The 24,443-nt window shown below is 69.2% G+C and carries 17 protein-coding genes; 12 read left to right on the forward strand and 5 right to left on the reverse strand.

Annotated features, from left to right (window positions below):
* Nucleotides 1-58: 58 nt before the first annotated feature.
* Nucleotides 59-6,112, forward strand: a complete 6,054-nt coding sequence (gene proA, locus AC6CR5_RS26425; protein ID WP_498085066.1) for an anti-phage protein ProA — start codon at nucleotides 59-61, stop codon at nucleotides 6,110-6,112.
* A gap of 406 nt (nucleotides 6,113-6,518) precedes the next feature.
* A complete protein-coding gene (locus AC6CR5_RS26430; protein WP_251200034.1) occupies nucleotides 6,519-7,247 on the forward strand; it encodes an META and DUF4377 domain-containing protein in 729 nt (242 codons plus the stop codon).
* Between the two features lie 48 nt (nucleotides 7,248-7,295).
* On the opposite strand, the gene AC6CR5_RS26435 is transcribed toward AC6CR5_RS26430, so the two are convergent.
* Complete coding sequence (locus AC6CR5_RS26435) at nucleotides 7,296-8,009, reverse strand: TehB-like domain-containing protein (RefSeq protein ID WP_020924798.1); 714 nt, start codon at nucleotides 8,007-8,009, stop codon at nucleotides 7,296-7,298.
* A gap of 126 nt (nucleotides 8,010-8,135) precedes the next feature.
* Nucleotides 8,136-8,855 (reverse strand): Crp/Fnr family transcriptional regulator, encoded by a 720-nt coding sequence (locus AC6CR5_RS26440; RefSeq protein WP_024068035.1) that lies wholly within the window; start codon nucleotides 8,853-8,855, stop codon nucleotides 8,136-8,138.
* 61 nt (nucleotides 8,856-8,916) lie between these two features.
* Between AC6CR5_RS26440 and AC6CR5_RS26445 the strand changes: the two genes are divergently transcribed.
* From AC6CR5_RS26445 to AC6CR5_RS26485, 9 genes are all read left to right on the forward strand, one after another.
* Entirely contained in the window at nucleotides 8,917-9,912 is a 996-nt protein-coding gene (locus AC6CR5_RS26445) for an ABC transporter substrate-binding protein (RefSeq protein ID WP_053499937.1), read from the forward strand.
* Nucleotides 9,909-10,703, forward strand: a complete 795-nt coding sequence (locus AC6CR5_RS26450) for an ABC transporter permease (protein ID WP_054504995.1) — start codon at nucleotides 9,909-9,911, stop codon at nucleotides 10,701-10,703. Before AC6CR5_RS26445 ends, AC6CR5_RS26450 begins: the two co-directional genes overlap by 4 nt.
* Nucleotides 10,696-11,379, forward strand: a complete 684-nt coding sequence (locus tag AC6CR5_RS26455; RefSeq protein WP_241072149.1) for an ABC transporter ATP-binding protein — start codon at nucleotides 10,696-10,698, stop codon at nucleotides 11,377-11,379. Before AC6CR5_RS26450 ends, AC6CR5_RS26455 begins: the two co-directional genes overlap by 8 nt.
* A gap of 96 nt (nucleotides 11,380-11,475) precedes the next feature.
* Nucleotides 11,476-13,602: a TonB-dependent receptor family protein gene (locus AC6CR5_RS26460; protein ID WP_498085067.1), complete on the forward strand. Its 2,127-nt coding sequence runs from the start codon at nucleotides 11,476-11,478 to the stop codon at nucleotides 13,600-13,602.
* A gap of 20 nt (nucleotides 13,603-13,622) precedes the next feature.
* Nucleotides 13,623-14,066 carry a CopD family copper resistance protein gene (locus AC6CR5_RS26465; protein ID WP_053499941.1) on the forward strand — a complete coding sequence of 148 codons (444 nt, stop codon included), beginning with the start codon at nucleotides 13,623-13,625 and terminating at the stop codon, nucleotides 14,064-14,066.
* 105 nt (nucleotides 14,067-14,171) lie between these two features.
* Nucleotides 14,172-14,699 (forward strand): sigma-70 family RNA polymerase sigma factor, encoded by a 528-nt coding sequence (locus tag AC6CR5_RS26470; RefSeq protein WP_054443133.1) that lies wholly within the window; start codon nucleotides 14,172-14,174, stop codon nucleotides 14,697-14,699.
* Between the two features lie 6 nt (nucleotides 14,700-14,705).
* Nucleotides 14,706-15,656 carry a FecR domain-containing protein gene (locus AC6CR5_RS26475; protein WP_150101379.1) on the forward strand — a complete coding sequence of 317 codons (951 nt, stop codon included), beginning with the start codon at nucleotides 14,706-14,708 and terminating at the stop codon, nucleotides 15,654-15,656.
* Nucleotides 15,657-15,742: 86 nt separating this feature from the next.
* A complete protein-coding gene (locus AC6CR5_RS26480) occupies nucleotides 15,743-18,196 on the forward strand; it encodes a TonB-dependent siderophore receptor (RefSeq protein WP_498085068.1) in 2,454 nt (817 codons plus the stop codon).
* A gap of 92 nt (nucleotides 18,197-18,288) precedes the next feature.
* On the forward strand, nucleotides 18,289-19,341 hold the full coding sequence (locus tag AC6CR5_RS26485) for a hypothetical protein (RefSeq protein ID WP_498085069.1): 1,053 nt from the start codon (nucleotides 18,289-18,291) through the stop codon (nucleotides 19,339-19,341).
* Nucleotides 19,342-19,346: 5 nt separating this feature from the next.
* On the opposite strand, the gene AC6CR5_RS26490 is transcribed toward AC6CR5_RS26485, so the two are convergent.
* From AC6CR5_RS26490 to AC6CR5_RS26500, 3 genes are read right to left on the reverse strand one after another with little or no spacing between them, the layout of a single operon-like run.
* The gene (locus AC6CR5_RS26490) at nucleotides 19,347-20,429 is read right to left on the reverse strand and encodes an ABC transporter substrate-binding protein (RefSeq protein WP_150101373.1); all 1,083 of its coding nucleotides are present in this window, start codon (nucleotides 20,427-20,429) and stop codon (nucleotides 19,347-19,349) included.
* Nucleotides 20,419-21,861, reverse strand: coding sequence for a sensor histidine kinase N-terminal domain-containing protein (locus AC6CR5_RS26495; protein ID WP_498085070.1), 1,443 nt, complete (start codon nucleotides 21,859-21,861; stop codon nucleotides 20,419-20,421). Before AC6CR5_RS26495 ends, AC6CR5_RS26490 begins: the two co-directional genes overlap by 11 nt.
* Entirely contained in the window at nucleotides 21,830-22,528 is a 699-nt protein-coding gene (locus tag AC6CR5_RS26500) for a response regulator transcription factor (protein ID WP_020924786.1), read from the reverse strand. The genes AC6CR5_RS26495 and AC6CR5_RS26500 overlap by 32 nt, the downstream gene beginning before the upstream one ends.
* Before the next feature lie 540 nt (nucleotides 22,529-23,068).
* Here AC6CR5_RS26500 and AC6CR5_RS26505 point away from each other — a divergent pair.
* Nucleotides 23,069-24,409 (forward strand): CitMHS family transporter, encoded by a 1,341-nt coding sequence (locus AC6CR5_RS26505; protein WP_200220931.1) that lies wholly within the window; start codon nucleotides 23,069-23,071, stop codon nucleotides 24,407-24,409.
* The last annotated feature ends 34 nt before the right edge of the window (nucleotides 24,410-24,443 follow it).

Consider the following 24,443-nt stretch of genomic DNA (forward strand, 5'->3'; position numbering starts at 1 on the left):
ATCGATTTCGGTCTATAGTCCCTGCCCAATGGGCGAAGAACCGAGCAGAGAGAAATCGATGGACAAGCGACTGGACCTGGAATCCCCGGCGATGCGGGAGGGCGCCGCGCATGGCGCCGGCATGGCGGCGCTGGAGCCGGTCGGACAGGACGTCGCGGCACGGGACGGCGTGATGATCGAGATCGAGGCCGATCCGACGCTGGGCTACGCCTCCATCCAGAATGCGGTGCCGGTCCTGCGATCGCTGCGCCTGGTCAACCGCTCGCAGGAGACTTTCGAGAACGTCGAGGTCCAGATCCGCTGCAATCCGGCCTTCGCGCAGCCGGTGCGGCTGCGCTTCGATGTGCTGGTGCCCGGCGAAATCCGCCGCATCGCGCCGCTGGACCTGGCGCCCGACCATGGCTACCTGGCCGATCTGCAGGAAGCGCAGCGCGCGGCCATCGAGGTGACGGCGCAGGCCGATGGGCGCGAAGTGGGCCGCGCCGCGCAGCCCGTGGCGGTGCTGGCCTATGACCAGTGGGCCGGCACCCGCGCGCTGCCGGAATTGCTGGCCGCGTTTTCCATGCCCAACAACCCGGCCGTTGACGGGCTCATCGGCAAGGCCGCCCGGCTGCTGCGCGAACAGCAGAGCGACCTGACCATGAACGGCTACCAGTCCAAGAGCCGAGACGTGGTCTGGAAGCAGGTGTCGGCCATCTACAGCACGCTGGCGGCCGAAACGCTGCATTACGCCGAGCCGCCCGCATCGTTCGGCGTCGACGGCCAGAAGATCCGCACGCCCGACCGCATCCTGGAGGCCCGCGTGGCCACCTGCCTGGACCTGGCGATGTTGTTTTCGTCGTGCCTGGAGCAGGCCGGGCTGCGCCCCGTGATCCTGATGAAGGAAGGCCACGCCTGGGTGGGCGTGTGGCTGCATCCGGCCTGCTTTGCCGATCCGCTGACCGACGACGTGCAGGCCGTGCGCAAGCGCGTGGACAGCGGCGAATTCCTGGCCTTCGAGACCACCGGCATCGCCCAGCATCCGAGTTTCCGGCCGTCGCTGCGGCTGGCGCTGGAACAGGGCGCCGCGCACCTGCGCGAAGACGATACGTTCCGCTACGCCATCGACGTGCACCGGGCGCGCGAGCTGCAGATCAAGCCGCTGCCGTCGCGCGCCGGCGCCACGGCGCCGGGCGAAGCCGATGCCTCCGAGGCGCCCGCCGCCATCGAACCCACGCCCCAGCTGCCGCCGCTGGATCCGGAGTTCGTCATCAGCCTGGAGCCGGCCGACGACACGCCCGAAGGCCGCCTGGCCAAGTGGAAATCGCGCCTGCTGGACCTGACGCTGCGCAACCGGCTGCTGAATTTCAAGAACACCAAGTCGACCCTGCCGCTGGTGGTGCCCGACCTGGGACGGCTGGAAGACGCCATTGCCGACGGCGGCGAGTTCCGCATCCGTCCCTTGCCCGCCGCCTTGATGGAGGGCAGCGACCCGCGCGTGGCGCAGGTGCACGTCGACCGTGGCGGCCGCGCGCCGCTGGACGACATGGCGCTGGAGGCGCTGGGCAACAAGGAACTGATCGCCCGCGTGGCGCAGGAGGCGCTGGACGCCAACCTGCTGACCATCTTCGGCGCCGCGCGCACCGGGCTGGAGGAAGGCGGCGCGAATACGCTGTACCTGGCCCTGGGCATGCTGCGCTGGACCGAGCATCCCGCCGCCGAGAGCAGTCACCTGGCGCCGCTGATCCTGGTGCCGGTGTCGCTGCAGCGCCAGTCGGTGCGCAGCGGTTTCCGGCTGGTGCGCCACGATGACGAGACCATCATCAACCCCACGTTGCTGCAGATGCTGCGCAACAACTACGAGTTGCGCATCCCCGGCCTGGATGCGCTGCCGGCCGACGATAAGGGCGTGGACGTGGCGCGGGTGTTGCAGGCGTTCCGCCTGGCGGTGCGCGAGATCGTCGGCTGGGAAGTGCTGGAGCAGGTGCACCTGGGGATTTTCTCGTTCACCAAATACCTGATGTGGAAGGACCTGCAGGACCGCAGCGGCCAGCTCAAGGCCAACCGCGTGGTGCGGCACCTGATCGAGCACCCCGGCCAGGCTTTCGCGCAGGAGCCCTGGGATCCGCGCTTCGAGCGCCTGGACGAAAGCTACCGGCCGCTGGACCTGCTGACGCCGCTGTTGTCGGATTCCTCGCAGTTGAAGGCGATCTGCGCGGTCGATGCCGGCCGCGACCTGGTGCTCGAAGGCCCGCCCGGCACCGGCAAGAGCCAGACCATCACCAACCTGATCGCGCACCTGCTGGCGCGTGGCAAGACGGTGCTGTTCGTTTCGGAAAAAATGGCGGCGCTGGAGGTGGTGCATCGCCGCCTGGCCAATATCGGCCTGGGACCGTTCTGCCTGGAATTGCATTCGTCCAAGGCGCGCAAGTCCGAAGTGCTGCAGCAGCTCGGTCGGGCGCTGGAACTGGGCGGCCAGCGCAGCAGCGATGAATGGAACCGCGAAGCCGAGCGCTTGGCGGCGCTGCGCCAGGAGCTGAACGGCCTGGTCCAAGCCCTGCATCAGCGGCATGGCAACGGCCTGACGGTCTACGACGCCATCGGCACCTGCATCCAACACAGCGGCGAGGAACCGTCGCCGCTGTGTTGGCCCGATGCCCAGGCGCATGGCGAGGACGAGCTGGCGCAGTTGCGCGAGGCGGCGCGGCGCATGTCGACGCTGTCCGGCGAACTGGGCGCGCTGCATGGCCACGCCCTGGCCCACATCGGCATGACCGGGTGGAGCCCCAGCTGGCAGGACGAGCTGCTGGCGGCGGCGCAGGCCCTGGACCGGGCGGCGGACGCGTTCAAGGCCTGCGTGGACGTCGCCGGCGCCGAACTGGGCGTGCCGGTCGCCGGCCTGGGCCTGGAGGCCTATGCGCGCCTGGATGCATTAATCGACGTATTGCTGGCGGCGCCGCGGGTGCCCACCGGCCTGGCCGCGCAGGCGCATGATCCCGCGGCGCGCCAGCGGGTGCAGGCGCTGGCCCGTCACGGCCTGGCGCGCAATGCGCATTGGGCCGAGGTCGACGCGTCCTGGCAGGCGCGCCTGGCGGACCTGGACGGCGCCGCGCTGCAGGCCGAATGGCAGGCCGCGCGTGCCGCCTGGTGGCCCAAGTCGGCCTTCGCCAAGCGGCGCCTGCGCAAGCGGCTGGCGGCGTTTCGTGTCGACGCGCGTGGTCCGGACGATGCCGCCATTGACGCGATGCTGGCGCCGCTGGCGCGGGTCAATGCCGAAGACCGGGAACTGGCGTCCCTGAAGGCCGATGCCGAACGCCTGTTGTTGAACGACTACGCCGGCCTGGACACGGATTGGGAACAGGTCGGGCGCCACGAACAATGGGCCGAACGCTTCGCCGGGGCGGTCACGCTGATGGCCGGCGATCCGGCCGCGGCCGGCGCGCTGCGCACGCGCCTGCAACCGCTGGTGGGCGAGAATCGCGCCTTCCTGCAGCCGGGCGCCGCGCTTGGCAGGCGCCTGCTCGACACCCGCAATGCCTGGCGCGCGCTGCGCGACCAGCTTGCCGTGGTGGAGGGCCTGGCGCATCCCACCATGCCGCTGCAGGGGCAGGAACACGACGGCGGGGCGCTCGAACGCATCCAGGCCGTGCTGGCCGGATGGCGGCTGAACAAGCAGAGCCTGATGCCGTGGTGCGTCTGGCGCCAGGCGCGCGAGCAGGCCATCGGCATGCAGTTGCAGGGCCTGGTTGCGACGTTGGAGCAGGGGCGCGTGCCGCTGGCCCGGGTCGAGGCGCATTTCGAGTTCAGCTATCGCAACTGGTGGGTCAAGAAGGTCATCGACCATTCGCCGCTGCTGCGGTCGTTCTCCAGCGCCGACCACGATCGCAAGATCCGCGAGTTCCGCCAGGCCGATGACCGCTTCCAGCAACTCACGTCGGCCCATATCGCGGCATTGCTGGCCGGCAAGGTGCCGGCCAGCAATGCCGTCCTGGTCAGTCCCGACAGCGAACTGGGCCTGTTGCGCCGGGAATTGCAGAAGAAGGCCCGCCACGTGCCGGTGCGCCAGCTGATGCAGCGCCTGCCGTCGCTGCTGCCGCGCCTCAAGCCGTGCCTGCTGATGTCGCCGCTGTCGGTGGCGCAATACCTGGACGCCGGTCATTCGCAGTTCGATGTGGTGGTGTTCGACGAAGCCTCGCAGATTCCGGTGTGGGATTCGATCGGCGCCATCGCGCGCGGCCAGCAGCTGGTGGTGGTGGGCGACACCAAGCAGTTGCCGCCCACCAGCTTCTTCAGCAAGTCGGCCAACGACGACGACGGCGCCGGCGACGATGGCCAGGTGGAAGACCTGGAGAGCATCCTGGACGAATGCCTGGGCGCCGACATGAACCGCCTGCGCCTGCAATGGCACTACCGCAGCCGCCACGAAAGCCTGATCACCTTCAGCAACGTGACCTACTACGATTCGCAGCTCATCACCTTCCCGTCGCCGGTCACCGACGACTTGGCGGTGCGGCTCGAGCGCGTGGCCGGCGTCTACGACCGCGGCGGCAGCCGCACCAACCGCGCCGAGGCCGAGGCCATCGTGCAGGGCGTCGAGCGCCATTACCTGGACCCGGCGCGGCGCCGCCAGAGCCTGGGCGTGGTGACCTTCAACCAGCCGCAGCAGTCGCTCATCGAAACGCTGCTGGATGCGCGCCGCCGCGCCAATGCCGCGCTCGACAAGGCCATTGCGGCGCAGGCGCGCGAACCGCTTTTCATCAAGAACCTGGAGAACGTGCAGGGCGACGAGCGCGACGTGATCCTTTTCTCGATCACCTATGGGCCGGACGCGGCCGGCAAGATGACGATGAACTTCGGCCCGCTCAACGGCGAAGGCGGCCACCGCCGCCTGAACGTGGCGATCTCGCGGGCCCGCGAAGGCGTGGTGATCTACAGCACGCTGGCGCCGCAGCAGATCGACCTGTCGCGCGTGCGCGCCGCCGGCGTGCGCGACCTGAAGCACTATCTGGAGTTCGCCTTGAAGGGGCCGCGCGCGCTGGTGGCGCAGTCGCTGCCCACGGGCCGCGAGCCCGACAGCCCGTTCGAGACGCAGGTGATCAAGGTGCTGCGCGAGCGCGGCTGGGTGGTGCATCCGCAGGTCGGCTGCTCGGGCTACCGCATCGACATGGGCGTAGTCGATCCGCGCGCGCCGGGGCGCTACCTGCTGGGCATCGAATGCGATGGCCGCGCCTATCATGCCGGGGCCACCGCGCGCGACCGCGATCGCCTGCGGCAGGTGGTGCTGGAAGGGCTGGGGTGGCGCCTGCACCGGATCTGGTCGACCGACTGGTGGATCAATCCCGAACGCGAAGTGGACAAGCTGCTGGCCCGCCTGGACGCGGAACTGGCGCGCGAGGAGGAAGGGCCCGCCCCCGAACCGGAGCCTGACCCGCAGCCTGGCCCACAGTCTGGTTCCGGCGAGGACGACGCGGCGCAGGCGGACGACGTGGCTTTCACCATCACCACCGAGGATGGCGTGGACGCGGCCGGTTCCGGCACGATGCCGGGCCAGGCGCCGCCGCGGCCGAACGCGGCGGCGGGCGCCATCACGACCTACCAGGTGACCGATCTGGCGCCCGGCGACGCGCAGGCGTTCTACGACCGCGCCAACAATGCGCGACTGACCGCCGAGCTGCGCCAGGTGATCGAGACCGAGGGCCCCCTGCCCGAAAGCGTGCTGCATCGGCGGGTGGCGCGGGCCTGGGGCCTGGAACGCACCGGCGCGCGCATCGTCGAGCGCCTGCGCCAGCTGACGCCGGCCGACAGCGGCCGCACGCGCGAAGGCGAGGTCACGTTCCTCTGGCCCGCCGGCGCGCGGCCGGCGGCGTGGGCGGACTTTCGCGGCGCCGGCGAGGACGAGGCCTCGCGCCGCCGCGTCGACGATGTCTGCCTGGAAGAACTGGCCAACGGCGTGCTGCGGGTGCTGGCCACGACCGGCAACGCGCCGCGGGCCGATGTGATCAAGTCGGTCTGCCGCCTCCTGGGCCTGTCGCGCACGCTGGCGGATGCCGAGGCGCGGCTGGGACTGGCGTTGTCGGCGCTGCAGGCGCAAGGCCGGGTGCGCGACGATGCCGGGATGCTGCGGGTGGATTGAGACGCGGCGGGCGCCCCATCACGCGTGGGCGCCCGCAAAGATCTGCATTACTGCGCAGAGTGTTGCGCCGGGGCGTGGCCCGTGAGTGTCAGACTGTAATTGCGGGGCGGGCCGCGATCCGCCCGCGCCGCGTACCGGGATTGGCCGCGCCGCCGCAGGGGGAAGGCGCGGGCGGAGATGCTTGCAGGTGTCAGCCTGCGTTCAGTCAGGCGGCAAGATTTTGATACGTCCAAGGACAGAACCCGCCCATTTCGTCCATGGCGCGGACGTAGAATCCGGGTTTTCACCAGTGCCGCACGGCTGATAGGAACCCACCATGAAAAAAACAATTCTCCTGGCGTCTGTCTGCGCCGCGCTGCTGCAGGCTTGCGCACCGGTTACCACCCCTGGCGAAGGATCGTCCTCCATGTCCACTTCTTCCGCGACGCCCGCCGCGAACGCGGTGAGCCTGCCCGCCTACTACTGGCGCCTGGTGTCGGCCACCGATGCCTCGGGCAAATCCATCCCCGCCCTGCAAAAGGGCGTCGAACAGCCCTTGCGCCTGTCGTTCACGGCCGATGCCTTGAACGTGCGCGGCGGCTGCAATGCGCAGTTCGGCGGCTATACCTACAAGAACGGCGTGCTGCAGGTCGCCAATCTGGCTTCCACCATGAAGGCCTGCGAGCCCAGCCTGATGACGCTGGACGCCGAGTTCGGCCAGCGCCTGAAGGGCGACCTGCGCGCCACGCTCGGCGGCGATCCGGCCGAGCCCGCGCTGGAGCTGGTGGCGCGGGACGGCAGCGTGCTGAAGTTCGTCGGCGAACCGACGCCGGAGACCCTGTACGGCAGCGCCGGCGAGATCATGTTCCTGGAAGTGGCGCCCAAGCGCGCCGACTGCAGCCATCCCATGATTCCGCGCTACCAGTGCCTGATGGTGCGTGAGCGCCGCTACAACGACGCCGGGGTGCAGCTGCCGCCGCAGGAAGACTGGCATCCGCTGTACCAGTCGATCGAAGGCTACGATCACCGCGATGGCGTGCGCACCGTGCTGCGGGTCAAGCGCTACGACTGGAAGAACCCGCCGGCCGACGCGCCGTCGAAGGTGTACGTGCTGGACATGGTGGTCGAGCAGGACGCCTCGGGCAAGAAGAAGTAAGCACCTGCCGCGCCCGATCGGGCGCGGCCTCCCAGGGCCCCGGGGCGACTACGCCGAACGTTCGGCGTCTGCCGGCGAGGCCCCATCCGCGCGGCAGAACGTGATCTGGAAGCTTCCAGGCAGTTCGAAGGCGACGTGATGCCGCACTTGCGGCGCGATCAGCACGCGCTGTCCGGCGGCCAGCACCACTTCGGTGTGCGGCGGATCGTCCAGCGTGTAGCGCAGCACGCCGCTGTACACGGTCAACAATCCCCAGGTTCCCGCCTTGGTCGTATGCGCGGCGCGCAATGCGGCGGGCAGGTTGTCGGGCGTGAACATGGGGCTGTCGCGGTAGGGACGCACGTTCGCGGGCAGGGTATCCGGCAGGCCGGGCATGGCGTGCCGCTGCTGCCAGACGTGCCACAGCTTGGCGGCGATGCGTTCGGCCATGGCGTCGGCCTGCGCCTGCAGCAGCGGCGGCCCGACTTCCGCGGTGACCTGGTGGAACAGCGCCAGCCAGCGCTGGAACAGGGGCCATGACAGGTCTGGAATGCGGGCGTGCGCCGGAATCGGCGCGCCCTTGAAGCGGCGCGTGCCCAGCAGCAGCGCGGACCAGAAATCACACAGCATGGCCAGGTGCGCATCCCAGTCGGTCACGCGCGCGTCGAAGATAGGCGCCAGCGTGTCGTCCTGGCGCACGCGGGCATAGAACCGGTGGACCAGGCGGCGGATGTCATCCTCGCTGATCGGCGCGGCGGGAAGGTCGGGGAAATCGGGCGGCATGATGGGGCAGGGGGCAAGACCAGTCCCATTGTCGGCCGGAGGGGAGGGCGGCGCCGATGACGAATGTCATTGGCGGGCCCGGCATCACGGCCGGCGTCGCGGCGCGCCGGGCGTGGCAGCCGGCCGTCAGAACGGCCGTTTGGCCGTCGTCGCCAGTTTTTCCAGGTAGGCCGGCGTGTGCAGTATCCATTCGCGGCGCTTGCCGCTGACATGGCCCTGGGTCTGCCAGTCATTCAGCAGGCGGCTCAGGGTCTCGGCGCGGATACCGAGGTGCGCGGCCAGCTGGCGCTGGTTCAGCGGCAGCGTCACCGTGTCGCCCTGGCGCTCGCGCAGTCCCATCAGATAGTTGGCCAACCGCTCCGGCGCGGAGCTGGACGTCATCCAGTCGACCCTGTTGACCTGGTCGTAGAGGTTCTTGCTCAGCCCTGCCAGCAGCGCCAGCGCCAGGTCCGGCCACTGGCGGCAGGCCTCGTGCAGCCGGCGACGGCACAGCCGCCAGCCCTGGAAAGCCGTGCGCGCCCGCGCCTGCATCGGATAGCGGCCATGCGGCATGAACATGGCGGCATGGGCCATCAGCGTGCCCGGCTCGAACACGCGGAAGACGCGTTCGTCGCCGTTGTAGCCATAGCGCATGACCTCGGCCTGGCCGTGGCCCACCAACAGGTAGTGGCGGGCGACGTCGCCTTCGCCGAACAGGATCTGTCCGGCCTCGGCGCGCAGCGGCACGGCGTCGCCCACCAGGTACGTGGCGACTTCGGCGACCGCCGGCGGCGGCAGGCTGCGCAGCAGCGGATGGCGGGCGAGCAGGTCCGCCGCGACCGGGTCGGGCAGATTGATATTTGTCATTCTGGGTCTTTGCGCGTGAATGGGAAAATTTTAAACGATAACAATTCCCATTTGAAATTCCATGAAGAACATCCCGACGCGCCGCCGTTTCTGCGCCGCGGTCAGCGCCGCGGCGCTGCTGCCGCGCTGGGGCGTGGCCGGCCCCCGTCCACGCGCCACGCTCACGCTGGCCGGGCCTGGCGCCGTGGTCAGCTATCCGTTGATGCACATGGCCGCGACCGGCGCCCTGGCCGGGCAGGCGGACGCGGTGCGCTTTCGCCTGTGGCAAAGCGCCGACCAGCTGCGCACGCTGCTGGTGAACGGCGACGTCGACTTCAGCGCCGCGCCCAGCACGCTGCCGGCGCTGTTGCGCAACCGCGGGCTGCCGGTGCGGCTGCTGAACATCTCGGTGTGGGGCATTCTCTGGCTGGTCAGCCGCGACCCCGCCATCCAGTCGTTCGAGGACCTGGCCGGCCGCGAGCTGGCGGTGCCATTCCAGCGCGACCTGCCGGCGGTGCTGCTGGATACGCTGCTCGAGGCCCAGGCCGCGCGCGGTCTGGCGCCCGTCAGGCTGCGCCGCACACGCGACGGCCAGGACGCGATCGCGCTGATGCTGGACGGCCAGACCGAACAAGCGCTGCTGGTCGAACCCATGGCGTCGCTGCTGCTGTGGCGGGCGCGGCAGCAGGCTGGCGCGCCCACGTTGCACCGCGGTCCGAGCCTGGAGCAGGCCTGGCGCGCCGCGTTCCCCGCGCAGCCTGCCTTGCCGCAGGCGGGCATCATGGCCGCCGCGGGCGTGGCCGACGACGTGGCGCTGTGCCAGGCGGTCGACACGGCCTATGCCGCGTCCGCGCGCTGGTGCATGGATCATCCGGCCGAATGCGCGGCGTTGGTGCGCGAGCATCTGCCGCACATGCCGCAGGCCGCCCTCGAAGCCGCGATCCGCCAGACGCGCCTGCGGAGCCGCAGCGCTCGCGAGGCGCGTGCCGACATCGAGGCCCTGTACCAGTTGCTGGCCAACCGCTATCCCCAGGCCATCGGCGGCGGCCTGCCGCCGGTCGGCTTCTACGGGCCATGAGCGGCCCGCGTTTTTCGCGCCAGGGGACGCCGGCCCTGCGCACCTCGCGCGCCTGGAGCGCGGCCGGCGTGCTGCTGCTGTTGCTGGCCTGGCACCTGGCCGCGCGCCAGCTCGGGCCGCTGCTCATGGCGACGCCCTGGGAGGCGCTGCGCGCCATCGGCCCGCTGGTGCGCGGCCCGCAATTCTTCGCCAACGCTGGCGTCAGCCTGATGCGCATCGGCGTCGGTGTGCTGGCCGGCGCATCGCTGGGTTTCGCGCTGGGCATGCTGGCCGGCCACAGCGCCCGCCTGCGCGGCCTGATCGAGCCCCTGCGCTGGCTGCTGATGGCGATGCCGCCGGTGGTCGTGGTGGTGCTGGCAATGCTGTGGTTCGGCCTGGGTTCGTCAATGGTGATCTTCATCACCACGCTGATGATGGCGCCCGGCATGTATGTCAACACCGTCAAGGGCATGCTGCACGTGGATCGCAAGCTGATCGAGATGACGCAGGTCTACCGCTATGGCCCCTGGCTGCGCTTGCGGCACCTGTACCTGCCCGCGCTCAGCGCGCCGCTGCTGGCGGCGCTTCTGATCGCCGCCTGCGGCGGCGTGCGGCTGGTGGTCATGGCCGAGGTGCTGGGCGCCGAGAACGGCGTGGGCTACGCGCTGGCCAATGCCCGCAGCACCTTCGACACGGCCGAGCTGTATGCCTGGGTGCTGCTGATCCTGGGCCTGGTGGCCTTGTTGGAATTCGCCTTCCTGCAACCGCTGCAGCGGCGCCTGGGGCGCTGGATGGAGCCGAGCCATGCTTGAGTTGCGCGGCCTGTCCCTGCGTTATGGCGCGCAATCCGTGTTGCGCGATGTCGACCTGCGCCTGCGTCCGGGCGAGCGGTTGGGGCTGATCGGCCCCAGCGGCGCCGGCAAGAGCAGTCTGTTGCGCCTGGCCGCCGGCTTGGCGCGGCCCAGCGGCGGCTCCTTGCGCAACGATTTTCGCCACGCCGCGCTGATGTTCCAGGAACCGCGGCTGCTGCCCTGGCGTCACGCGTTGGACAACGTGGCGTTGCCACTGCGTGCTGCCGGCCATGCGCCCGCCAGGGCGCGGGCGCTGGCAGCGCAATGGCTGGTCCGGGTGGGGCTGGACGCGGCGATGCAGTCGTGGCCGGGCGAGTTGTCGGGCGGCATGGCGCAGCGTGTCGCCCTGGCCCGCGCGTTGGCGCTGGGACCCGACCTGCTGATGCTGGACGAACCCTTCAGCGCGCTCGATCCGGCGCTGCGCCGCCAGCTGGCCGCCAATTGCCGCGAGGAATTGGTCCGCAGCGGCGCGGCCTTGCTGTGCATCAGCCACGACCCCGAGGAATTGCTGGGCCTGGTCGACCGCTGCGTGCTGGTGCGGCAAGGGAGCGTCATTGCCATCGAGCCGGACGCCACTGGCGCCTTGTCGGCCGTGCGCCTGCGCGCCCTGTTGCTGGAGGCCGGCGCCGGGCTGTGACGCGGCCATTGCCAGGATTTCCGTCTTTCCGATTTCCCCGTTCGCCGGCTCCGCCATGAACGCTCTTTTGTTTCCTTGCTACGTGGAAGTACTCGCATGACATCCCCCCTCCTACGCCAGTTGGCGTCTAGCCTCACCCTGGGCGTGCTCGGCCTGTCCGCGGCCCATGCCCAGCCGCAGCCTCCCGCGACCGGCCAGGCCGTGCCGTCGTTGTCGCCGGTGGTCGTGTCCGGCGAGTCCGTCACGCGCGGGCTCGATCCCGGTCCCCGGCGGATCCAGGCCGAACAACAGGCCGTGCCGGGTGGCACCAACCTGATCCTGCCGCAGCAGGAGGTGCGCCTGATCACGCTGCGTGATGCGCTCGACTACCAGCCGGGCGTGGTGGTGCAGGAATTCTTCGGCGGACTGGACCAGCCCCGGCTGAACATCCGCGGTTCCGGCATCCAGAGCAATCCCCTCAGTCGCGGCATCCTGCTGATGCAGGACGGCTTGCCGCTGAACGATGCCGACGGCTCGTTCGTCATCAGCCTGCTCGAACCTCGCAACGCGGGCCTGGTCGCCGTGCGGCGCGGGGCCAATGCGCTGGCACCCGGCGCCACGACGCTGGGCGGTGAAGTCGACTTCCGGTCGCTCACAGGCACCCAGGGTGACCAGATCCGGCTTGGCACTGGCAGCTTCGGCACGCGTTCGGTCACCTTGTCCAAGGGCTTCGAGGACGAGCGCCTGGATGGCCGCTTCAGCTTCGGCTACGACAAGTCGGATGGCTATCGCCATCATTCGGCGTCCGAACGCTCCAGCTTCCAGGGCAATCTGGGCTTTCGTCGCGGGACTTTCGAGAACCGTACCTATCTGTCCTACACCGACCTCAGGTTCGACATTCCCCAGCCGGTGCCCAAGGCCCGCATGTATGCGGATCCGCGCGGCGTGCTGGGCGACGGCAATTCGCCGCAGGACCTGGCCAACAACGTCTACAACCGGGACCCGCACCGCGAGACCAGCCAGTTCCGCATCGCCAACCGCAGCTACTGGGGCAGCGACGACTTGAACCAGACCGCCGGCCTTTATTGGCAGCGCACCAATGACGACTTCACCAACCCGCAGGTCGCCAACGTCACGGACGGCGATACCTACGGCCTGGCGTGGCAGCTGGCCGGCAAGGCGGGCAGTGTCGATTACCGCGTGGCGCTCGACTGGCAGCGTAGCAATATGGACCGCGACTTCTACGCCATCCGTCCCGCCGATGGACGCCGCCTGCAACGCTTCGGCAACTATGCCTTGACGGCCGAGAACCGCAGCGCGCTGATCGGCCTGGATTGGCACCTCACCGGGCAGCTCAGCCTGGTCGGCGACCTGAAGTACACCCAGGCGGTGCGCGATGCGCGCGAGCGCGGCAGCGGCAAGACGCTGGACCAGGACTGGAACTACGCCACCCCGCGCCTGGGCATCGTCTGGCAACCGGCGCAGACGCAGCGCTGGTATGCCAACGTCAGCCGCAGCAACGAGGCGCCGACCTTCTGGGAAATCGTCAACGGCGAAGTGCCCGCGCCCATGAACCCGGCCACCGCCGTCACTTCCATGAGCAAGCTCGACCTGCAACGCGCGCTGACGGTCGAACTCGGCGGCGATGGCACCTTCGCCGTGGCCGGCCGTGATCTGCGCTGGACCGTGTCGCTCTATCGCAGCCGGGTGGAGGATGAACTCATGTCCGTCACCAACGCCAACGGCACGCCGGCCGGCACCTACAACTATCGCGGTCGTACCCGCCACCAGGGCATCGAAGCGGGCCTGTCCGGCAGCCTGCCGGCGCCGGGCGACGGCCTGCTGGACTACCGCGTCGCCTACACCTTCAGCGACTTCCGTTTCCGCGAGGGGGAATTCCAGGGCAACCGCATCGCCGGGGTGCCGCGCCACCTGCTGAGCGCCGAGTTGATGTACCGCAAAGGCGGTTGGCGCGCGGGGCCCAACCTGCGCTGGCTGATGAGCGACACTGAGACCAACCACGCCAACGCGCCGGGCACGCAGCAGAATGCCTATGCGCTGCTGGGTTTCAAGATCGCTTACGAGCATGATGCGCATTGGAGCGCCTACGTGCAGGCCGACAACCTCACCGACAAGACCTACGCCAGCAGCTACGCCATCCGCAACAGCGCGACGGCGGCCATGCCGATCTTCCTGCCAGGCAACGGCAGGGCGTTCAGCGCGGGCGTGGCCTACCGGTTCTGATGACCTATCCAGGCACCGCCATGAACACCTATCCCTTGCTGTTGATCCTGCACCTGCTGGCCGCCTTCGTCTTCGTCGGCACGGTGACCTTCGAGGTGCTGTTCCTGGAACCGGTGCACCGGCGCCTGCCGCCCGAGGTGCGCAAGGCGCTCGGCGCCCAGCTCGGCCCGCGCGTGCGCGGCACGGTGCCGTGGGCGGTGCTGGTGCTGTACCTGGCGGGCCTGGGCCTGGCGTCGCAATACCGCGGCGTGCTGGCGCATCCGACCGGCTCGCCGCTGGGCATCCTGCTGTCGATCAAGATCGCGCTGGCGGCGAGCGTGGCGGTGCACGTCGTCACGGCCCTGGCGCTGGCCCGCAAGCGGCGGCTGACGCCGGCCGTGCAGCGGCGCATTCACATCAGCGTTTTCTGTCACATGGTCGGCATCGTGGTGCTGGCCAAGGCGATGTTCTATGTGACGTGGTGAGGCGCCGGGCGGCGCCGGCCGTAATGGGAAGGGCATTTGAATGCCTTCATCAATAATGATTACAATTCCCATTCCCGAAATTCACAAGGCGCTGACGCGACGGCCATGTCGTCCACGGAATCCCTGGAACACCGCGAGCTTGGCAGGCTGTACCGCGACCATCACGGCTGGCTGCGCGGCTGGCTGCTGCGGCGCCTGAACGTGCCGGCCGAGGCCGCCGACCTGGCCCAGGACACCTTCCTGCGCCTGCTGGCGTCGCCGGCGTCGATGGCGCAATTGCAGGGCGTGCGGCAGCCGCGCAGCTTCCTGGCCACGGTGGCGCAACGCACGCTGGTCGACCACATCCGCCGCCAGGTGCTGGAACGCGCCTGGCTCGAAACCCTGGCGCAGCAGCCCGAGGCCTGCGCGATGTCGCCCGAGACCCAGGCCATCCTGCTCGAGACCATCCGCGAGATCGACGCCATGCTGCACGGCCTGGGCGACAAGGTGCGGCGCGCTTTCCTGATGTCCCAGCTGGAAGGGGCCAGCTACGCCGAGATCGCCGCCCGCCTGGGCGTGACGGTCAGTTCCATCAAGAAGTACATGGCGCGCGCCACCGAGCATTGCCTGGTGTACGCGCTGGCCCGGCAGTAGGCGGCCATGGCGGACAAGACCATCGCCGCGGCGGCGCAATGGTACGCGCGACTCTGCGCGGACGACGTCAGCGCGGCCGACCTGGCGGCGCATGGGCGCTGGCTGGCGGCCGATCCCGAACATGCGCGCATCTGGGGGCAGGTGGAACGGTTGCGCGGCACGCTGGGAGCCGCGCCGGCGCGCCTGGCTGCCGACACGCTCAATCGTGCCGACCAGCATTTCTCGCGCCGCCGCGCGGCGCTGCGCAACGGACTGGGCGCGGTGGCGCTGCTGGGCGCCGGTGGCCTGGCGGCCTGGCGCAACCTGCCGATGGAGCGGATGCTGGCCGACTACCGCACCGGGGCAGGCGAGCGCCGCGAACTGCGGCTGGCGGATGGCACCTTGCTCTGGCTGGACAGCGCCAGCGCGGTCGACGTGACCGTCGACGCCGGCCAGCGGCGCATCTTCGTGCATGCCGGCGAGATCCTGGTCGACACCGAAAACGTCCGTCCCGGCCTGCCGCCCTTGCGCGTGCTCACCGCGCACGGCGCGGTGCGTCCCCTGGGCACGCGTTTCATCGTCACGCGGCAGGACGACCTGACGCGGGTGGCGGTGCTGCGCCATGCGGTGGCGCTGGAACCCGCGACGGGCGGCGCGCTAGTGATCCTGAAGGCGGGCGAGCAGGGCACGCTGGCGCCTGCGGGGGCGCAGGCGGCCGGCGCCATCACCGGCGAGCCCGACGCCTGGACGCGGGGCCTGCTGGTGGTCGACAACTGGCGGTTGGACGACTTCATTGCCCGGCTCGACCGTTATCGGCCCGGGCTGCTGCGATGCGACGATGGCGTGGCGGCGCTGCGCCTGTCGGGGGCGTTTCCTGTCGACGACACCGACCAGGCGCTGGCCGCCGTGACGCGCGCGCTGCCCGTGAACATCGCGCGCTTTACCCGTTATTACGTCCGCATCGTCGCCCGCCGCTGATTTTTTTCGCTCGGCATTGTCCTTTTTCCGCGCTCGTCCGACTTAGCAGGGATTACGTCGGATCTGCCATACGGAAACCTGAGTCCATGCCTTCTGTACCCTTGCTTCGTCACTCCGCCAAACTCGCGCCCCTGGCGCGCGCCGTTGTCATCGCCTTGACCGCCCTGGGCGCCCTGGGCGCCACGCCGTCGGCGCAGGCACAGGCCGTTTCCAGCGCGCAGGCGTCGCGCCACTATGATGTGCCGCCCGGCCCGCTGGGCCTGGCCCTGAGCCGGTTCGCCGCCCAGGCCGGGGTGGTGCTGTCGTTCGATGCCACGCTCACCCAGGGCCGCCAGAGCGCCGGCCTGCAGGGCGACTATGGCGTGGTCGCGGGCCTGGCGGCGATGCTGTCGGGCACCGGGCTGGAGGCCGTCAATCAGGGCGGCAACCGCTATGGCCTGCGCGCCGCCAATGCGCAGACGCTGGCGCCGGTCGAAGTGCTGGGCGCGCGCGAACCCGCGCCCAGCGAAGGCACCGATTCGTACACGGTCGGCGTATCGAACACCGCCACCCGGCTGCCGATGACGCTGCGCGAGACGCCGCAGTCGGTCTCGGTGATGACGCGCCAGCGGCTCACCGACCAGGGCCTGAACACGCTGGAAGACGCCATCGTCAACACCCCGGGGCTGACCTTCAAGAAGAAGGGCTCGGCCGACGACAACGAGAAGGGCCTGTATGCGCGCGGCATGGAGATCACCAACATGCAGGTCGACGGCGTGCCGACCCACAAGGACTTCAATGCCCTGGGGCTGGACACGGCGCTGTATGACCGCATCGAAGTGGTGCGCGGCTCCACCGGCCTGCTGAGCGGGGCAGGCAACCCGGCCGCCTCCATCAACCTGGTGCGCAAGCGGCCGACCCGCGAATTCGAGGCCGGCGTCGGCGCCAGCGTCGGATCGTGGGACTACCGGCGCACCGAGTTCGACCTGGGCAGCCCGCTGGATGCATCGGGCAAGCTGCGCGGGCGTCTGGTGGGCGCCTGGCAGGAGGGCGGCTCTTTCATCGACCGCGTCAAGCAGGATTCGCAACTGCTGTATGGGGTGGTCGAGGCGGACCTGACCGAGCGCACCTTGTTGACCCTGGGCGCGGAATACCAACGCAAGAAGTGCACCGCGTGCTCGTACTTCGGCTTTCCCGCGTACTACGCCGATGGTTCCAAGACCGACTTTCGGCAACGGTTCAATTCCGCCACCAACTGGAGCCGCCAGGAACGCACGCGCTACAACGTCTTCGCCACGCTCGACCACGAATTCTCGTCATCATGGAAGGGGTCGCTGACGCTGTCGCGCACCGGCGACGACAACGACCGCACCTATGGCTGGTTCAGCAGCAACGGCTGGGCCAACCCGCAGACCGGGCAGGGCGCCTCGGTCTGGGTCGCCAAATGGCCGATCCCCAAGACCCAGAACGCGCTGGACGCCAGCCTGAGCGGCGCGTTCGACGCGCTGGGCCGCCGCCACGACCTGGTGCTGGGCGTGAGCCTGTCGCGCACCCGGGGCGACTACGACACCTATCCGCTGTGGACCGCGCCCGGCTATGACCCGGTCATCCCGGACGTGCGCGCCTGGGATGGCGACATGCCGCAACCCCAATGGCAGGCGACCGGCAAGCGCTACTACACCGAGAAGCAGAACGCGGTCTATGGCGCATTGCGCCTGCGCCCGACCGACGCGCTGTCGCTGGTGCTGGGTTCGCGGATCACCTGGTGGGACCAGCAGGCCTCGTATACCTACAACGACGGCTCGGCCTATCCGGACAACATGCGCGAGCAAGGTGTGTACACCCCATATGCTGGTCTGGTCTACGACCTGACGCCGACACTGTCCGCCTATGCCAGCTACACCAGCATCTTCCTGCCGCAGCAGGCGCAGACCGTGTCGGGCAGCGGCATTGCGCCGATCAAGGGCAACACCTACGAAATCGGCCTGAAGAGCGCCTGGCTGGACGGCCGCCTGAACGGCGCGCTGGCGCTGTTCCGCACCCGCCAGGACAACTACGCCATGCTGGACGGCGACAAGCTGGCCCCCAATGGCGACAACGCCTATGTCGCCGCCAACGGCGCGGTGCTGCGCGGCGTGGAGGCCGAGCTCAGCGGTGAACTCATGCCCGGTTGGCAGATGCAGCTGTCGTATGCCTACGTGGACCGCCGCCTGCCGACGGGCTTCTCGACCCAGGTCGGCCTGCCGCGACACATCGCCAAGCTCTACACCACCTACCGCCTGCCCGGCGCCTGGAGCGCGCTGACCGTCGGCGGCGGCGTGCGCTGGGAAAGCCAGAGCGGCTTCACCAGCCGCGGCCCCGGCGGGCAGCAATTCGATTCCTCGCAGAGCAGCTATGCGCTGGTCGATCTGATGGCGCGCTACCAGTTCAACCGCCAATGGTCGGCCACGCTGAATCTGAACAACGTGCTGGACAAGAAGTACTACGCCAGCACCAACGTCTACAGCAATTACTACGGGGCGCCGTTCAGTGCGATGCTGGGGGTGAACTACCGGTATTGATCCGCGCCGGTCGGCGCGGCCGGCAGCTTTCGGTTTGGGGGGGGCCGTTTGTGCCATAGTGGTGTCCCCCGATTCACTATTCCTGTCCGCCCATGCCGACCTCTTTTGCCTCGCTTGCCGCCGCGCTCCGCTCCCCGGTCACGTCAGCCGACGACGTGGAGACCCTCGATGCGTTCTTTCAGCGCCCCGAGGTGCGCGCGTTCTACGAGGAAGCCCAGGATCCGGCGCACACCAGCGCCAGCCTGCGGTTCTGCGCCGAACTGCTGCCGTCGCTGCACCCCAGCCGGGCGGCGGCGCTGGCGCTGATGTGCGGTTCGCTGGTGGAGGATGGCGCCGATCCCGTTCTCCTGTTCCCCGCGTTGCAGGCGTTGCTGGGCCCGTGGTTGCAGACCCTGCGGCCGTGCGCGCTGGAGGTCGAGGATGACGACGCCGAGGTCGAGGAAGCCGACCGCATGGCCTGGGAAGAGGCGGTGGCGCGGCTTGAAGCCATTCCCGAGGACCGGCGCTGGGAACTCGATGCGCAGGTCGCCGCCATCGACACCCTGGTGCTGCCGATGATGGCCATGCTGATGCGCGACCAGCGCAATCACCAGGCCTTCGTCGCCGACGCCGAACTGATGGACCTGCTGTACGCCATGACCACGCTCAACGACAACCTGCCGTTCGAGCAGCTGCATTTCCTGTGGCTGGCCTCGCGCATCAGCTACGAGGAAGAACTCGTGGTGGTGTTGCCCACTTCCGGCACGGGCTTCGTGGCGCGGGCGCACGGCATCAACAACAATTTCCACGCCTTCACGCTGTTGCAGAACCTGATGCGGGACCGCGTCCAGGCCCTGGGCGTGCGCCGCGAGATCGCCGCGCGCAAACCCGACGCCGAACGCGACAGCGCCGATTTCCAGTGGCTGCAGGCCGATGCCTATGCGCAGGGAAAGCTGGTCAACGACATGCGTTTTGCCTGGGGCGAAGCGGCGCTGCGCGACAATCTGGCCCGGCATGGCAAGCGGGTGCTGATCGCGTTGGAGACGGAAGAGGGCATGCAACGCAACTGGTCGGGTTTCAACGGCGCGATCCATGATGCGCAGCAGCCGTCGATGACGTTCGTGCGTTATCTGACGCCGGATGAGGTGGCGGTTTACCTAGCCTGACCGCTTCAGTCCGCCTGGCGCGGCGGCTGTGCCGCTGCCCGCCATACTTCGAGGAAATGCCGTTTCTTGAGCGGATCCAGGTACACCAGCAACCCCACGCCCAACGCCACCGGCCGCACGCCGGCGGCCGGCACGACCGAGGCGCTGACCGGCCGCATGCCGGATTGGCGCGCGATCATGTCCTGGCCGCGCGGCGACAGCAGGTAGTCGAGGAAGCGCGCGCCCAGGTCGGGGCGCGGGGCCTGGCGCGGGATGATGGCCGAGCGCGACAGCATCAGGGTGTAGTCCTGCGGGTAAATGATGGCCAGCGGCGCGCCCTGGTCGATGCGGTGGCGGGTATAGGATTCCAGCAGGTTGTAGGCCAGCGTGATTTCGCCGCGTTCGAGCTTGTCGAGCGCGTGTTCGGTCGACTCGTGCACGCCGACGCCGTTGCGGCCGAAGGCGGCCAGCAGCGCGCCGGCCAGGCTGTCCAGGCGCGCGTCCTGGGTGGCGGCCAGGTAGCCGATGCCGCTGCCTTCGACGTCGTAGGTCGAAATCCGGCCGGCCAGCGGCTGGTCGGGCGCCTGCAACAGCGCCAGCAACTCACGGCGCGTGCGCGGCACGCGCGCAGCGTCCAGGCGGCGGGTGTCGTAGACCATGACGATGGGGTCGGTGCCGATGCTGAAGACCTCGTCGCGCCAGTTGGCCCAGGCGGGCAGGGCGCGGGTATCCGGCGAAACGTGCGGCTGGGCATGGCCGTCGTTGACCAGCTTGGTCTGCAGGTCCATGGCGCTGCTGATGACCAGGTCGGGGCCGGCCTTCTCGCGCGGCGCCTGCGCGGCGCGGGTGGCGACTTCGGCATACAGGGCCTGGGTCGACAGCTCCGTGTATTCCAGGCGCACGTCGGGGTTGAGCTGGCTGAAGTCCTCCAGCACGCCGCGAAACACCTGCACGCTGTTGGAGGCGTGCAGCACCAGCACGTGTTTGCTGTCGGCCGGGCCCAGCGTCAGGCCGTCGGTGCTGGTCTCGGCGGCAAAGCTGGCCGCGGTCAGCAGCAGGGCGGCGCCAGCCGCGGCCAGGCGCGCGAGCAGGGGAAATCTAGGCGTCATGGGCGTTGGCGGGCAGGAGGACGACGGCTTCGAGGCCGCCGCCGGGGCGATTGCTGAGACTGAGCCGACCGTGGTGGATGTCGACCACGCGCTTGATGATGGACAGCCCCAGGCCCGCGCCGGGCGTGCGCGGGTTGGGGCCGCGCGAGAAACGCTCGAAGGCGCTTTGCGCCAGCGCGGCCGGGATGCCGGGCCCCTGGTCGGCCACGGTGATGCGCCAGCCGGCGTCGTCGCGTTCGAGCCGCACGTCGATGTGGCCATCCGCCGAGGCGCCATGGCGCAGGGCGTTGTCGATCAGGTTCTTGAAGGCCTCGCGCAGCATCAGGCTGTCGCCCGCGATGCGGGGCGGCGCGCCCTCTTGCGCGGCGGGCAGTTGCAGCCGCACATCGGGCTGCGGGTCGGCCTGCGGCACGGTGTCGTAGACGGCCTGCGAAAGCAGCTCGGCCAGGTCCACGGGACCGAACTTGCGCACGTTGCTGCGGTGGATGACGCTGGCGTCGCTGAGCAGCTGGTTCACCAGCCGCGACAGCTTCTCGGCATTGCGCAGCACCGCCAGCAGGCTGCGGCGCTGTTCGGCCGGGTCTTCTTCGTCCAGCGCCACTTCCATCTGCGCGTGCAGCGCCGCCAGCGGCGTGCGCAGCTGGTGCGCGGCCTCGGCGATGAACAGGCGCAGGGTGTCGAGGTTCTCGGACAGCCGCGCCATGAAGCCGTCGAGCGAATGCACCAGCGTGTCCAGCTCCTCGGGCACGGGCGCGGCGATCGGATGCAGGTCGGCGGCGCTGCGCGCGGCCAGTTCGCGCTCGATGCGCTGGATCGGCGACAGCGAGCGCTGCAGGCCCCAGTAGGCCAGCGCCAGCGCCGCGGCGGTGAAACCGATCAGCGTCAGTGTGCCCTGCCACAGGATGCTTGCGGCCAGCGCGTTGCGCGCTTCGCGCGTCTGCGCCACCTGGATCAGCGCCGTCTCGGTGGCGCGCGGGCCGGCGATCTTGCGCTCCATCCACGCCCCCCGCACCGGCTGGTCCTGGTAGGTGGCGGTGAACAGTTGCGTGTCGGCGTTGGCGTCGGCGCCGTGAGCAGGCGGGGCAGGCAGGTCGGCGTAGCCGGAAATCAGCGCGCCATCGGCCGCCGCCACGCGGTAGAAAACGCGGTCGCGCGGCGCCTGTTCCAACAGCGCGAGGGCGGCGTACGGCATGTCCATCTGCCACTCGCCCTGCACCAGCTGCAGGCTGTCCGCCATCGACAGCACCGAGGCCCGCAGCAGTTGGTCGTAGGTGGTGTCGGCCGTCTGCTGCGCATAGCCGCGCACCAGTAGGTACAGCGCGCCCAGCCCCGCCACGAACAGCGCCAGCAGCATCGCCAGCAGGCGCCGGCGCACGGAAATGCGGCGGGACGGCACCGGCTCAGTCCCGCGGCGCCGCGTCGGCGTCGGCATCCTCGACCGCCTTCAGCAGGTAGCCGGTGCCGCGCTGCGTCTCGATGCGCAGCGGCGAGCCTTCCAGCTTCCTGCGCAAGCGCGCGATGTAGACTTCGATGGCATTGGGCGCGGCATCATCATCGAACGCGAACAGTTTGTTGGCGATCTCGGCCTTGCTCACCGCGCGGTTCATGCCGGCCAGCAGGATCTCGAGCAGGCTGTACTCCCGTTTGGGCAGATCGATGCGCTGCCCCGCCAGGCTGACCTGCCGCGCCGCGCTGTCGATCACCAGCTCGCCAAACCGCAACACCCCCGCCGCCTGCACGCTGGGCCGCCGCAACAAGGCCCGGCAACGCGCTTCCAGTTCGCGGAAGTCGAACGGCTTGGCCAGATAATCATCGGCCCCCGTATCCAGCGCATGCACCCGATCCTCGATATCGATGCGCGCCGTCAACGCCAGCACCGGCGTCTTGCTGCCCCGATCCCGCAACCGATGCAGGATCTCGAACCCCGACATGCGCGGCAAGCCGATGTCCAGGATCACCAGATCGAAGGTCTCGTACTGCAACACCCCATCCGCGCTCAACCCATCCTTCTGGCAATCGACGGCATGCCCAAGACGACGCAGCCGGCGTACGAGCGCGTCGGCCAGGTCCTCATCATCTTCGATCACCAGAATCCGCATGCGCGAATTGTCGCATAGCGTCCCCAGCCACCCATGGCCCCCGCCGCCACATCCGTCCCCCTGTAACGCCCTGTCATAGCGCCCCGCTCCCCACCCGCGCGCAGCGCACACCGCCACGCAATCCCCCACCGCGTATGCCGTTTGGGCCGCCTGCGCGGCCCAAAAAGGCGGGCCACCACCACTCCCCCCTGCCGCCGAGGTCCAGCAACGCATCAAACCAAGAAACCGGTAGTCCGGGGCGGGGTGGGTGTCGCGGAGCGTGCCGTCAGATGCGCCCGACGGAAACCGAAGGCAGCCGCCGAAGGGCGGCCACGAGGTTGAGGCAGGGGCAGTCCGGAGCGAAGGCTCCGGACCGCAATCGCAGGCGCGCTCCGCGACACCCACCCCGCCCCGGACGGCCTACATCCCTTCTTTGCTCAACATCCCCCCACCCCGACCCCGGCCCTCCAAAAAAACGACAGGTTCCAGACAGCTTTTCTTCCTAGTCTTCCGCCCCAGCGCCCCGAGCGCAAATAACAACGAGCCCGGAGATACCCCCTCATGCTATTGACCCTGCTTGGCTTCGGCATGGTGATCACGTTCATGACGCTGATCATGACCAAGCGCCTCTCGCCCCTGGTGGCGCTCATCCTTGTTCCGATCATCTTCGCCCTGCTCGGCGGCTTCGGCGCCGGCATCGACAAGATGATGCTCGACGGCATCCGCAAGATCGCGCCCACCGGCGTCATGCTGATGTTCGCCATCCTCTACTTCGGCGTCATGATCGACGCCGGCCTGTTCGACCCCATCGTCGGCCGCATCCTGCGCGCGGTGAAGGGCGACCCGCTCAAGATCGTGGTCGGCACCACCGTGCTGGCGCTGGTCATCTCGCTGGACGGCGACGGCTCCACCACCTACATGATCGTGGTGGCCTCGATGCTGCCGCTGTATCGCCGCCTGAAGATGAACGCGCTGTCCATGACCTGTCTGGCGATGCTGGCCAGTGGCGTCATGAACCTGACGCCGTGGGGCGGACCGACCGCGCGCGCCGCCAGCGCGCTGCATGTGGACGCCGGCGAAATCTTCGTGCCGCTGGTGCCGGTGATGGGCGTGGCCATCGTCGCGATCCTGTTGCTGGCCTTTTTTCTGGGCCTGCGCGAACGCCGCCGCCTGGGCGTGCTGTCACTGCCCGACGGCGCCGCGCTGCACGCCGGCTATGACGAGGACGGCCCCAAGAACCTGCCCGAGATCGAGGTCGACCACGACCTGCGCCGCCCCAGGCTGCTGTGGGTCAACGCCGGCCTGACGCTGGCGCTGATGGTGAGTCTGGTGATGGGCGTGCTGCCGCTGCCGGTGCTGTTCATGATCGCCTTCGCGGTCGCGCTGATCATCAACTACCCGAACCTGGCCGAGCAGCGCCGCCGCGTGGCGCAGCATGCCGGCAACGTGCTGTCGGTGGTGTCGCTGATCTTCGCGGCGGGCATCTTCACCGGCATCCTGTCGGGCACGGGCATGGTCGAAGCCATGTCGCGCAGCCTGCTGGCGGTGATCCCCGACGCGCTCGGACCGTACCTGGCCGGCATCACCGCGCTGGTCAGCCTGCCGTTCACCTTCTTCATGTCGAACGACGCTTTTTATTTCGGCGTGCTGCCGATCCTGAGCGAAGCCGCGCAAGGCTATGGCATCACGCCGGTGGAAATGGCGCGCGCCTCGCTGATCGGCCAGCCGGTGCACCTGCTCAGTCCGCTGGTGCCGTCGACCTACCTGCTGGTGGGCCTGGCGGGCGTCGAGTTTGGCGACCACCAGCGCTATTCGCTCAAGTGGGCCACGATGGTGTGCCTGGTGATGCTGGCGGCCGCGCTGGCGTTCGGCCTGTTCCCCCTGGTCGGCTCCGTCGCCTGACGGCCGCGCTTTCCCACGTTTCTTGAAAGGAGCA

This window comes from Achromobacter sp. EG18 (assembly GCF_059759395.1).